13 protein-coding genes and 1 pseudogene are annotated in these 12,361 nt (G+C 38.1%); 10 read left to right on the top strand and 4 right to left on the bottom strand.

Annotated elements, in window-relative coordinates:
* The first annotated feature begins 526 nt into the window (after positions 1 to 526).
* The 3 genes from ML543_RS14435 to ML543_RS14425 are packed head-to-tail and all read left to right on the top strand — an operon-like array spanning position 527 to position 1,505.
* Positions 527 to 1,099: a sigma factor-like helix-turn-helix DNA-binding protein gene (locus ML543_RS14435; protein WP_243388138.1), complete on the top strand. Its 573-nt coding sequence runs from the start codon at positions 527 to 529 to the stop codon at positions 1,097 to 1,099.
* On the top strand, positions 1,092 to 1,250 hold the full coding sequence (locus tag ML543_RS14430; protein ID WP_243388137.1) for a YvrJ family protein: 159 nt from the start codon (positions 1,092 to 1,094) through the stop codon (positions 1,248 to 1,250). Before ML543_RS14435 ends, ML543_RS14430 begins: the two co-directional genes overlap by 8 nt.
* Complete coding sequence (locus tag ML543_RS14425) at positions 1,251 to 1,505, top strand: helix-turn-helix domain-containing protein (RefSeq protein ID WP_243388136.1); 255 nt, start codon at positions 1,251 to 1,253, stop codon at positions 1,503 to 1,505.
* A 50-nt stretch (positions 1,506 to 1,555) separates the two neighbouring features.
* On the opposite strand, the gene ML543_RS14420 is transcribed toward ML543_RS14425, so the two are convergent.
* A complete protein-coding gene (locus ML543_RS14420) occupies positions 1,556 to 2,023 on the bottom strand; it encodes a hypothetical protein (RefSeq protein WP_243388135.1) in 468 nt (155 codons plus the stop codon).
* Positions 2,024 to 2,220: 197 nt separating this feature from the next.
* Between ML543_RS14420 and ML543_RS14415 the strand changes: the two genes are divergently transcribed.
* Positions 2,221 to 4,506: a YhgE/Pip domain-containing protein gene (locus tag ML543_RS14415; protein WP_243388134.1), complete on the top strand. Its 2,286-nt coding sequence runs from the start codon at positions 2,221 to 2,223 to the stop codon at positions 4,504 to 4,506.
* A gap of 779 nt (positions 4,507 to 5,285) precedes the next feature.
* On the opposite strand, the gene ML543_RS14410 is transcribed toward ML543_RS14415, so the two are convergent.
* Both ML543_RS14410 and ML543_RS14405 read right to left on the bottom strand, forming a co-directional pair.
* A complete protein-coding gene (locus ML543_RS14410; RefSeq protein WP_243388133.1) occupies positions 5,286 to 5,459 on the bottom strand; it encodes a hypothetical protein in 174 nt (57 codons plus the stop codon).
* 492 nt (positions 5,460 to 5,951) lie between these two features.
* A pseudogene (locus ML543_RS14405) lies at positions 5,952 to 6,101 on the bottom strand (NAD(P)-binding protein); the annotation flags it as partial.
* A 179-nt stretch (positions 6,102 to 6,280) separates the two neighbouring features.
* Here ML543_RS14405 and ML543_RS14400 point away from each other — a divergent pair.
* Complete coding sequence (locus tag ML543_RS14400; RefSeq protein WP_243388132.1) at positions 6,281 to 7,348, top strand: SEC-C metal-binding domain-containing protein; 1,068 nt, start codon at positions 6,281 to 6,283, stop codon at positions 7,346 to 7,348.
* 308 nt (positions 7,349 to 7,656) lie between these two features.
* On the opposite strand, the gene ML543_RS14395 is transcribed toward ML543_RS14400, so the two are convergent.
* Positions 7,657 to 7,914 carry a hypothetical protein gene (locus ML543_RS14395; RefSeq protein ID WP_243388131.1) on the bottom strand — a complete coding sequence of 86 codons (258 nt, stop codon included), beginning with the start codon at positions 7,912 to 7,914 and terminating at the stop codon, positions 7,657 to 7,659.
* A 119-nt stretch (positions 7,915 to 8,033) separates the two neighbouring features.
* On the opposite strand from ML543_RS14395, the gene ML543_RS14390 reads away from it, so the two are divergent.
* The 5 genes from ML543_RS14390 (at position 8,034) to ML543_RS14370 (ending at position 12,349) form a co-directional block, all read left to right on the top strand.
* Positions 8,034 to 8,492: a hypothetical protein gene (locus tag ML543_RS14390; protein WP_243388130.1), complete on the top strand. Its 459-nt coding sequence runs from the start codon at positions 8,034 to 8,036 to the stop codon at positions 8,490 to 8,492.
* Positions 8,493 to 8,680: 188 nt separating this feature from the next.
* Positions 8,681 to 9,229, top strand: coding sequence for a competence protein ComK (locus ML543_RS14385; RefSeq protein WP_243388129.1), 549 nt, complete (start codon positions 8,681 to 8,683; stop codon positions 9,227 to 9,229).
* Positions 9,230 to 9,509: 280 nt separating this feature from the next.
* Positions 9,510 to 10,277 carry an SGNH/GDSL hydrolase family protein gene (locus ML543_RS14380; RefSeq protein ID WP_243388128.1) on the top strand — a complete coding sequence of 256 codons (768 nt, stop codon included), beginning with the start codon at positions 9,510 to 9,512 and terminating at the stop codon, positions 10,275 to 10,277.
* Positions 10,278 to 10,450: 173 nt separating this feature from the next.
* Positions 10,451 to 11,122: a hypothetical protein gene (locus ML543_RS14375; protein ID WP_243388127.1), complete on the top strand. Its 672-nt coding sequence runs from the start codon at positions 10,451 to 10,453 to the stop codon at positions 11,120 to 11,122.
* 15 nt (positions 11,123 to 11,137) lie between these two features.
* Complete coding sequence (locus ML543_RS14370; RefSeq protein WP_243388126.1) at positions 11,138 to 12,349, top strand: efflux RND transporter periplasmic adaptor subunit; 1,212 nt, start codon at positions 11,138 to 11,140, stop codon at positions 12,347 to 12,349.
* The last annotated feature ends 12 nt before the right edge of the window (positions 12,350 to 12,361 follow it).

Below are 12,361 nucleotides of genomic sequence, written 5' to 3'. Positions count from 1 at the left end.
TTAAAGTATTCTCTTTACCGTTTTTTTTGGTGTCTAGCTCCAAGCGCCATCAGCTCGGGTCGCTTCGGCCCTGCTGTGGCGACGGAAGCCTCCTCGCAGGTCCTAAAGCGCCCTTCGCCTAAGGACTTGCGCTTTGCACCTTTCTTAATTTCATTTCAGTGCATTTCATGGGTGGACGCTTCGTACGCCGCTATGCAAGCGTCTCCGCTTTTCGGTTTTGTCTAGTTTCGGCTCCTAGCGTCTAGCGAACTGGCGATAAGTCGATATTTGCTCGATTTCCTCGCAGTATCTCCTATATCTCAGTGCGGGAGAGTCTCCCGTTCGTACGCCGCTATGCAATCGCCTCCACTTTTCTTGTATCCATGGTTGTAAAAATGGAAGAAATAGCTTCTTTATATAGTATAAGGAATTCGGCTCATTGGAAAATTATCACTGTCATTGTAAAATGAAATTGTGGCCCGATTGGTGAGCCTTCTTTTTTTACACTCAAAACAGAACATACGTTCGTTAATTGGGAGGGATTTGTATGGAACGAAACCATTGGATATACGAATTGAAGACGAAGTGGAAAGATGATCGACTCCTCCAATCATTTCTGAATAAATATGACCGGTTGTATAAAAAGGCGTTAGAGCATCCAGTTCCGACGACGTTGAAAAAACTAGACGAGGCATTTCAGCCCTTTTTCTTCTACATTCGGTTTATGGCTTACGTATCCAAAAGCATCTATTTCTATGTGAAAAACGAAATGAAAAAACGTTACAAATATGAGCAATTCCACGTATTGATGTTAGACAAGCCGTTAGGGGACGAATGCGGCCGAACGTTTAAAGAGCAGCTTTCCACAAATGAAGACATTTTGTCGTTTTTAGAGAGGGATGACCGGCTCGAACAACATGTTACAAGTACTCAACTTTACGGAATGGTCAAGAAGCTGACCGAGACAGAAAAAACGATTCTAACTCTATCCATTTTCCATCAACAATCAGATGTCACCATTGCCAATTGCCTTGATAAAAGTCAGCAATCAGTCTCCAAAACAAAGCACAGGGCTTTTCAGAAATTACGGTATGGACAAGGAGGTGAAGTACTTGGGTGATTTGGTAATGACCGAGTGGATGCAGATGGTGAACCAATTCGGCTTCCCGCTCATACTCTCTATTTACTTGTTGCTACGCTATGAGAAAAAAATAGAGCGAATCGAAAAAGTGATGGACCGATTGGAAGATGAATGGAAGGAAGTGAAATGATTGCAGGACACCTTGTATGAAATGGTGAAAAAGGCTCAAAACGGTGATCAGAAAACGTTAGAGCACCTACTTCGATTAGTCGAACCGAAAGTAACATATGCTGCGTCAAAGGTTCCGGTTCAGGAACGAGAAGATGTGAAACAAGAGCTATTTCTCCATTTAATGGAGATGATTCAGCGCTATGACACGGAAAAAGTTCCGACATTATCGGAGTATATAGAAATGAAAAAACAAAGGACAAAAGACAATTGTTGATAATGAAAATGCCCAAGAATGTTGTGTTGAGCACATTCTTGGGCTGATCTTTAAGCAGCTGACTCGATTTTTGATTCATTGTTTCGAATGGCAAAGATAAAAATTGGGGCCAAAGTTCCGCCTGTTAACACGGTGAAAATTGTCATTAGCGCTGCTTTGTTCGAATACTTTTCATAAATCCAGTGGAATAAAACGAACATGTAAATGCCGACGCCGATTGGAATAATCCACCCGATAATTGGAATAATCGAAGCGAAAGAAGACAAAATGGTTAATCCAAGCACAATCCATCCACTATTTTCGCCTTGTTTGTGGGAAACAAGTTTTCCTAAAATGTAAGATTGGGCAATTGGAATCCAAGCAAGCCATGGATTTTCAATGTTCTCTCGTTTGGCCATCTTCATCAGACCGATGGCTAAAAATACATAAACGACAATAAAGACAGCAAGAAAAAGTAATAAAAACGTCGCGAAAAAGGCAAGTAACTCAAGTTCTCCATTATATGTTGATTCATACATTTTGTTCCACCTCCTTTACCCAGTATATTATACACGATTACAGAAACATGCATATAGATTAAATGGATATATCTTGTATTAACTGAATACATATGGTAAAGTAAAAAACGATTGACCGAATGAGTAATTCGGTCATGTTTTTGATATAAAATGACCAAATGAACAAAATGGTCAATAATTGATAAAGGAGGCTTATTATGAATCAATCGCTAATCCGTGCGGAGCTTAAAGCAATTTTCACGAATCGTAAAATTCTCATTCCGATTATTGCTGTATTATTTATTCCGGTGCTGTATGCAGGGATGTTCTTATGGGCGTTTTGGGACCCGTACGAACGACTTAGTGATTTACCTGTTGCTATCGTCAATGAAGATGAAGGAGCAGAGTTTGAAGGAGAGGAGCTATTACTAGGGAACGAGTTAGTAGATGAGTTGAAAGAGTCAAAGGAATTTAACTTTCAGTTTGTTAGTCGAACCGAAGCGTATGAAGATTTAGAGAATCGAAACTACTACATGGTCGTAGAGATTCCAGAAGACTTCTCAGAAAATGCGACGACATTACTTGATGATGAGCCGAAAAAGCTCGAGTTAAAATATGTACCGAATGAAAGTTTCAACTTCTTATCTGCTCAAATTGGCGATACAGCGATGAAAGAAATAAAAGCGGAACTTCAGAAAAACGTTACGAAAACGTATGCGGAGGCTATTTTTGATCAAGTAGACGAAATGGCAGATGGACTAGGCGAAGCAAGTGACGGAGCAAAAGAGTTAAATGATGGAGCTCTAGAGCTTAAAGATGGGTCCAATGAGTTAAAAGAAAACTTAATGACATTAGCTAGCAAATCACTTGAATTTCAAGAAGGAGTCTTTTTAGTCGATGAAGGTTCTGGTGAGCTTGTCGCTGGAATTGAGTCGTTAAATGATGGTCTAGGTCAACTCGTTGCCGGACACGAACAATTACTAAATGGAGTTCAAGATGTAGCCGGTGGTACGAATGATTTAGCTGCCGGAATCTCAACGCTTCAAAGCGGTTTAACAACGGTAGATGAAAAAATGAATGAAATGTCAAGAGGCATGCAAGAGGCTGCTAACGGAGCTAGCCAATTATCCGAGGCAATGCCAACATTACAGGAGAAAACCAACTTACTAGCAAGCGGTGCAACCGATGTTGCAAACGGAATAGCAGCGCTTCAACAAGAGCTACTTGCTCAGGAAGAAAGCATGGCTATGCTTGTTGCATCTTTACAGCAAATGTTGCCGGAAGAACAGTTTAACCAAATTGTTGCCCAATTGCCAACTGATACCGAAAGCGCACAGTTGAAGCAAGGTCTTGAAGAGTTGAAAATGGGAAGCCTTCAAGTTGCTGAAGGAACGAAACAATTAAGTAGTACGGTTGAACAACAACTTACGCCTAATATTCAACAGTTATCGAGTGGTATGTCTCAATTAACAGAAGGACAAAAACAGTTAACGACTGGCGTTCATGAGCTTTCAGTTGGATCGACCGCTCTCCAAGATGGCGTAAGTCAACTGCAAGCGGGAGAAGCTGAACTCGTTGCTGGTTCTGCTACTTTCCAGCAGAAATTATCGGAAGCATATGCAGGGACAGAAGAACTTCTAACGGGTGGAAAAAGCTTAAATGATGGATTAAACCAATTAACTGATGGTTCCGTACAACTAAGCGATGGGGCTAACCAGTTAGCAAAAGGGTCCGTAACGTTAGCAGATGGAACCGAAAAGCTTACAGATGGAACGACTGAAATGTTTGAAAAGTTGTCAAAAGCTGCAGAAGAAGCAAATGAAGTCGATACATCCGATGCCACCTACGATATGATGGCCGAGCCTGTACAAGTTCAAAATGAAGGAATTCATAAAGTGCCGAACTACGGAACAGGATTTGCTCCATACTTTATGTCACTCGGATTATTCGTCGGAGCGTTAGTTTTATCCGTTGTCTTTCCATTTAGAGACACTGTCCAAATGCCAAAAAGCGGACTGCAATGGTTTTTCAGTAAGTTCGGTCTCCTCATAAGCTTTGGGATCATTCAATCGCTATTTGTGGATGCGATTTTACTAGTAGGACTAGGAATCGAGGTAGAAAGCATTCCACTCTTTATTTTAATGACGATCGCAACGAGTCTAGCATACATTGCCATTGTTCATATGCTCGTGACGATTCTCGATAATCCAGGTCGTTTCGTTGCGATTTTAATCTTAATTATTCAATTAACAGCAAGTGCGGGAACGTTCCCACTAGAGTTAATTCCAACAGCTTTACAAAACGTCAATGCTCTATTGCCAATGACGTATTCTATCTCCGCTTTAAAAGCAGTTATTTCAAGTGGAGACTACGCCTTCATGTGGCAAAATGCCATTGTGCTACTCGCGTTTACGATGATCCCAGCGATTATGACAGCCACATACTTATCGGTGAAATATAAAAAATCGTATGCCAATTATGCAACAGAGGAACTAGGGGCTTAATGCTCCTAGTTTCAGTATGCTGTCAAAGGCTCGCATTGTGCGTCACATGCGCTGCCTTAACTGACAAGTGTTTTCACCCAAGTCTCACTCTCGAACTAGAAGCTAAATGCTTCTAGTTTTTTATTGTTACAGAGTTTACGTTCAATAAAGAGTTAAAGTATTCTCTTTACCGTTTTTTGGTATCTAGCTCCAAGCGCCATCAGCTCGGGTCGCTTCGGTCCTGCTGTGGCGACGGAAGCCTCCTCGCAGGTCCTCCATAAGGACTTGCGCTTTTCTGTGAAAATAAAAATACCTATGAGCTGAATGATCGATCATGATGTAGATGGTAGAAAGGAAACCCCGGGGAGAATAAATTTTCATATCCGGGGTGCGAGTGTAAAATCATGTGTGTTTCTTAATTACCTTTGCTGAGAGCTAAAAGGAATTAAACGAACGTTTGATCAAAAGAAAATCATAACGTTATAAGATGGTTTTGCAGTTGACTAGATTAAACAAACGTTTAATTAGGCTCTTTTCTAAAGGATTGTTGCTTTATGTGTGTAAATATACATGGTTGAAAATGGTTTTTCCTCCTTTGTAATGAAGCGGAGGGCACTTGACTCCTGCGGGATACAGAGGAAAGGGCGAGACCCCACAGGCGCATGCCGAGGAGGCTCGACTTCCTCCCCGCGGAAAGCAAGTGTCCGTAGCGCAATGTCCAGAATTCATTTGAAAAATGTTTGAAAAAGCAACAATCTATACGAAAACAGCCTTTAATTAAAACACTTGTGTCCGGAAACCTATTCGTTCTTCCCACTGATTAACCACGTGAAAAAAGTATAGGCAACTATAAAAAGAAATGCTTGTATTAAATTCTCAATCCAATGATAGGAGTGATATCGAAAATAATCGAAGATTAAGTGAATAATAAACACAACGACGAATAAAACAAGATTACGGTAAGCAAATTTCATAGAAACCTTCCTTTGATACACTACTAGATTTTACCAAATAATACCACAAATTATAGGTGGTTTGTTAAACAAACGTTTAATTAAATTATGTCAAGACTCAGTTGGGCAGAAGAATTAAACAAACATTTAATTAACTATCCGATTAGAAGGTAAGTAGTAGAGAATGAGTTAAACAAACGTTCAATTAAATATGTCTATGAGTAAATTCAACGGACAAAAATAAAATTTAAACAAACGTTTAATTAAGATTTAAATGGATGATTTATCGTAAGAATAATCTTTAAACGAATGTTTGATTAATCAATTTATCGGAAGGGTAAAAGTAAGAAATGGGCGTTAAACAAACATTTGATCAACAGCTCTACTTAGAGAAAGTCTTTAAACAAACGTTTGATTAACAATCTTAAAGCCAACGTGAAGAAAGAATACGAGATAGGAAAAATTCAGTTAAAGTCATCTGGAAATAAGAATAATGTATGGTAACCAAGTTGTTTTGTTATTTCGTCCTCCGATGTAAGGTTGTTTTTCAAATACTTGAACGTCGTATGCTTTACTTGCCAGAAGCATAGCGGAAGCTAACCCTCCTTGACCTGCACCGATGATGCAAATGCGCTTCGTCCATGTAGAAGCCTCCTCTTGAATTCTTACATAATGGTTATTTCGGCAGTGGAATTATTTGTTTTCCTAAAAAATCAGTGCAAGGATATTAAAATTTCTCGTTAAAAGTGGTAGATTATAATAGCGTGCTTTTTTTATGAGATAGAGAAAGTTTAATCAATAGATAGAGGGTAGCGTCATCTCAAAAAGAAAGGTTGAGAAAGATGAATATTGGAAGAAATGATGCTTGTCCTTGTGGCAGTGGAAAGAAATATAAAAAATGTTGCGGACATCATTCCGTAATTTCTTTGAATGATTTAGTAGCGAAGGAAGTTGTGGACTTACAGAAGCAAATTACAAATTACGCTATTACGAATTACAAAGAGGAGATTGAGCAATTTTTAGACAATCGTTTAAAAAATGCTCACGTTCCAGAAGAGTTTATGGAAGCTTACAGCTTTCTAATGGTGAATTGGTACATTTCAACCAACAAGGAAAACGGAAAGGCGATCGTGGAACGATTCATTGATCAACGTCTTCACACGGTAAAGCGTCCACGTGTTCAAAGTATTTTAAAATCTTGGGTTGATGCCAAACCGGCGATTTTAAAAGTGAAGCAAAGTGAAAATAACCAGCTCCAAACAGAAGACTTATTTACGAACGAGCCTGTAACGGTTTTAACGTTCAATGAAGCGCGACATGTACCAACTGATAGTATCGTCATTGGAATTACAATTCCGTACGAAGATCAAGTAACGTTCTATACCTTATATCTAGATATTCCACCAACTTTTGCACCGACGTTCATTCAAACGATTGAAACGTGGATGGAGCAAAGTGGAACACAAAATCCTACTGAGTACATCATGAATAGCTACCCAGAAATCGTCAAATATGCTTTAGTAGGAGAAGAAGGCCCTTTACACCAAGATGAAATTGAATGGAGCACGGAAGCTCATAAAGAAATTGCGCAGTTAATGGAGGGAAAAGTAGCTGAAACCCTCGATCCGAAATTGGCAGTACCTGTCGGGATTTCTTTATGGTATGACTATTGCGAGAAAGAAAACCCTCGCCCACGTAACAAAGGTGTGTATGCCGGTGCGTTACACTTATTAATTGAAAAGTTAGTGTCACCAACGAACGTAAGTACGTATAAACAAATGGGTGAATTATACGACGCGAGTGCAAGTTCAATCTCTTCTCGCATGAAGCAAATGGAAGAAGTTCTAAAAGACTCTATCGAGAAATGGAATCAAAAGCTTGAAGACGTAAAGGAACCGGTTCATAACTAAAAAAAGTGGAGGCGACTGTCCAGCGTCGTACGAACGGGAGACTCTCCCGCACTGAGATAAAGGAGGTACAGCGAGTAAATCGAGCAGATATCGACTTATCGTCAGTTCGCTAGACGCTAGGAGCCGAAACTAGACAGACCTTTCGAAGGGTATGTTTTGCAAATCTTAACTAAAGAATATTCATAGCAAAGCGGAAGAAGTGTAAACAATTGTTTCTCTTCATCCGCTTTTTTATTTGCGAAGAGATGTGGTAGCAAATCAAGTATAAATGGGTTCTTGATATGCTTCTTTATTTGAATAGCAGCAGCCTAATAAAACGAGTACAGTGTCACTAAACTAATCATCACAAAGCTCATGAAGATCCAATACAAAATGGAAATAATCAAGATAACCCACCCTGTAGACTTCCTGTCCGTTTGGATAAAATAGATTCCTAATGTAATAAGGCCGAAAATGAAACCGAGTATGCCCCAAAGCCAAGGGTTTTTATTATACTTCGGAGCATCTAACACTAAATAAAGACAAATCGCAACGGAAAGAAGAAGACTAAGAAACTCCATATTCATACCTCCCTTCTCCTCATGTATATGCCAAGATGAATTTTTCAAAACTGAATATCTTCATTAATAATCAACCCATTCTGTCCATAAAATGAACTATCCCTCAAAAAAGGACGTGTTCAAAGGTGAGGAAAAGAAATTCAAAAATTCCGTTCGTATTGGTGGGGATCTTCATTTTAATTGGCCTTATTTTTACTACGTTGTTTCTTAGAGGAAATGCAGAAACCCCTATGATGCTAGTGGAACGTTTCTATTCGTTCGAACAGCAGGGGGATTTCGGTAGTTCATGGGATTTATTTCATGAAGAGATGAAGGGGAAATTTTCAAAAAATGCTTACGTAACAGAGCGTTCTCATATATACATGAGCCACTTTGGCGTTACGACCTATTCGTTTGAAATCGTTGCGGAAGAGAATGTGAAAGAATGGAGTATGTCGAAAGGTGGACCTACGTTTACCGATGTAACAAAGGTAACGGTAGAACTGCTATTTCATAGTAAATTTGGTGTATTTATGATAACACAAGACGTTTTTGTTGTAGAAGAAGGTGGGAAATTGAAGCTATTATGGGAATTCAAAGAGTAAAAAAGTTCTATTAGTTTACAAAAAATTAACAGAATTGTAAGTGATATTCCTTTATAATGAATTCGACACGTATATTACTTCTTCTACGGTTTTCGCCATTACGAAATTCTTTAAGCTAGTTGGGGGTGAAAACCCGCTGCATCCTTGTTTTTTACTTGTGTGATGAAAAAAGTGAGGAGGACGCGACGTTGAAGGTTAAGGACAAATATATCATTCATGCTGACAGCCTAGCGCTTTTACCATATTTCAATGAAGACGGCGATCTATTTACAATTGTTATTGAACGAAATCGTCATTTTCAAATTCGTAAGTCGCCAAAGAGAATTATATTGGATAATTGCCATTTTCATGGCTACACGTTAAAGGAAAAACTAGCAGCAGCCAGAGAAGTTCTTTTACAACAACATACACCGGTATGTATTTCAGCGTATTTTAAACTGTGCTTTTTTCCGTCTAAGTCGATCGAAGCGGAGGATTGCTATTGGTTTTCTCAACGAGGTGTCAAACAAATAACTCCTCATGAGCGTGGGTGTGTGATCGTTTTAGTCAATGGTAAGAAGATTCTTATCGAAAAGTCCCCAAAACAACTTGCTCAACTATTCAAAAACGCTACTGACTTACTCTATAGCTTCGGAACGTGGCAGGACAAGTTAGGGACAAGACCTTATATTGCCGAAGATCATTCATCCTATGAAGACACTAACGATAATTCTAAAGAGGATGATTCTGAATGGTAGAAGTACACATTATAAGAGGTATTGTAACTGTCGAGAACACTCGGCAGTTTTTTTGTTTCAATCATTCAACTAGACTATCAGGATAGAAGTCAAGAATTGTTCCATATTAAAAAATGAAAATTATGTATAAATTGTGTTAATCTTCATGAAGTCAATGGACAATATTTGCTAATTTTCGATATAATTTTTACGAGACACTTTAACATAGGTTCTTATAAACACATGTTTGTCGATTTCTCTATCATACTTTTAAATGAACCGAAATTAAGGGGGGGATAATGTGCAAAAATTGCTTGCTGCGCTGTGCTGTATAGCAATGGTTGGTGTAATCGTACTTGGCGAGTACTATTGGAACAACAACATTACGAACCATGCCGAGGCGAACAGTATAACGCAAAATGAAGAAGAACCATACGATGAAGCTGTGACACAGGAATCATATGATATTATTTATACATTACCTGTTGAATTACAAGACAAAGCAAAAGAAGCTATCCAAAATAACGAAACGTTGAAAGTCGTTATTTATGGTTCAGAGGATGTTGCATTAGAAGATGGTAGTTGGACGGATTTACTAGAAAATAAACTGTCCGAGGCATATGGAGATTTGTTTGACGTTCACGTTTTTAGTGAAGAAGAAAAAACGACCACAGATGTTGTACAAGAAGGACTATATGAAAAAGTAGTAGACCTTGCGCCTGATATTCTATTACTAGAAGCTTTCCTATTAAAAGATAATGGCATTGTTGGGGTAGATAATACAATTGCCAATATCGAAACAATCGTGGAAGAAGTAAGAGACGCTCAACCAGAAGTTACAGTATACTTCCTTCCATCATACCCAATCTTTACGGCTACTTATTATCCGAGGGATGTCGAAGCGTTTGAAAACTATGCCCATGAACAAAATGAACGTTTCCTAAACCATTGGGAAGCTTGGACAGAACAAGACGATGCCCTTTATCTTGAAGAAGAAAAAGATCGTCCAACAAAAGTCGGCCACCAAGTATGGGCGAAATACTTTATTGATTACTTTATCCAGGAGTAAGCAAAAAGGCACATTACAATTCGTGTAATGTGTCTTTTTGCTTATACCTTCAAACCTAATGATAACTGCTCTATTTCGACAAAATTTTTGAAAGCTTTCGGATATAATCGAACATTATATGTAGAAATTTTCCGGGAAATGTTCCATTTTGGCGTGATTTAGGAGGCGCATGTATGATTTTTTCCATCCGATTATTTAAAGGTCTGTTTCACCCATCCAAGTTTTTTGTCCATTTGAATAGATGTTCGAGTATAAAAGGGTTTTGGTGGCGATTTAGTATTATTCTTCTCATATATCTTACCTTAGGCTTGATTCAAGGATACATTGGGATGGGAACAGAAGAGTTAATGGAAGAATGGGGTTCGGTAGATAAAGAAATAATTGAGAGTGCGAAGATTATTATGGTGGCAGGAGTTGCTGCTAGTAATCTATTAAAGCCATTTTTTATGGTTATGATTTTTTCGTTAGCATTGATGATTTTTATAGATGATTTTTCTTATAAGAAAATAATGGTGGTTCAACTTTATTCTATAACCATCCTATTGGGCGAGAGAATTTTGTCGACGACTATATATTATGTTTGGGGGATACCATTTAGTTGGAATGTTTTTAGCATGTCCCCAATTCTACATATGTATGTTGAACATCCTTTACTCCTTGTTTTGGGAAGTAAACTAACCATTTTTCATGCATGGGCTATTTTTCATCAATATAAAGTATTTAAAGTAAGCGCAGAGCTTCAACGATGGAAAGTGATATCTTTTCTCGTTTTACTTTTTTTCTTCTTTCTATCAATGGATGCAATTTTTTCTTCGTTAGCTAAGGAGATAGACATTGTTCTGTAAGGAAGGGGTGGGGAGATGAAAACAAAAATAATACGAATACTTATCGCGATTGGCATGCTAGGATTACTGCTAGCAAATGTTTGGATTGTAAGTGATGAAGGTTTTATAACTAAGTCAGTCATGATAACAAGTGTTGTAAATCCTGAAAAGAAGGATTTGAAAAAGACGTTGGAGACAGATGGGGTTGTTGTTCCGTCATACACTTATTACATCCCGTTTAATAGACAAAAGGGTGACTCTTATACTCTAGTAGTACAAGAAGGAGATTTGGTTGAGGAAGAAGAACCTTTAATCGAATACCATAATGATAAGTTAGAGGGAGAAATCGAGTTTCTTGAAAAGCAAAAGGAGGAGCTTGAAACGACTTTGTCACAAGTGCAAGCAGAAATGTTAGAACTAGAATCTAACATTTCTGCTATTTCACTAGAAGAGGAACAAGAGCTAACTTACATACTTGAAAAACTAGATTTTCAAAACGCTTTAACCCAAAAAGTAATTGAAGAACAACAAGTAGCCAATCGATTACTAGACATCAATAAAAAGTTAGAAGAAAACTACCTTATAAAAGAGGACTTAGTGGTAAAAAGCAAAGGAAATGGAATAGTCACATTTGAAAATCAATTAGCAACGAACGATGGTGAACCCGTTTTAACCATAAAAGGCGTAGGTCCATTATGGGTGAAAGGTAGTTTAACAGAAAATAACATAACAAAAGTAGAAGAAGGGATGAAGACACAAGTGTCTGTAAAAGCTCTAAATGGACATTTGTTTGAAGGGGTATTAACAAAAATTGAGCGCACACCAGAAAAGATTGAAGGTGACAGTACATACTCCATATATGTAGAGCTGTTGGAAGAGAATGAGAAAATCTATGAAGGATTTCATTCAACATTGTCCATTTATCTTGAAGAGAAACAAGATGTGTTGGCTATCCCAATCTCCTCTGTACAAGAATCAGAAGATCAAGACATCGTATTTGTTTTAGAAAATGGAAGAATTAAAAAGCAACCTATTCAGTTAGGGCTTCAGGAATCAAAGTATGTTGAAGCGGCTCAAGGAATTACAAAAGAAGATACAATTGTTAAAATGCCGATAGATAAAATTGAGGAAGGTCAATACTATTACATGCCAATCAAGTTGAAATACATACAACCTGAATCATTCCAATCATTTAACCGTGAAGAAGTACTGCGATTATTTGTAAAAGGATTATTGAGTGAAACCTAATGAAAAAACCAG

The organism is Bacillus kexueae (assembly GCF_022809095.1).
GTDB lineage: Bacteria > Bacillota > Bacilli > Bacillales > Aeribacillaceae > Bacillus_BZ > Bacillus_BZ kexueae.
This window is presented reverse-complemented; position numbering and strand designations above follow the sequence as displayed.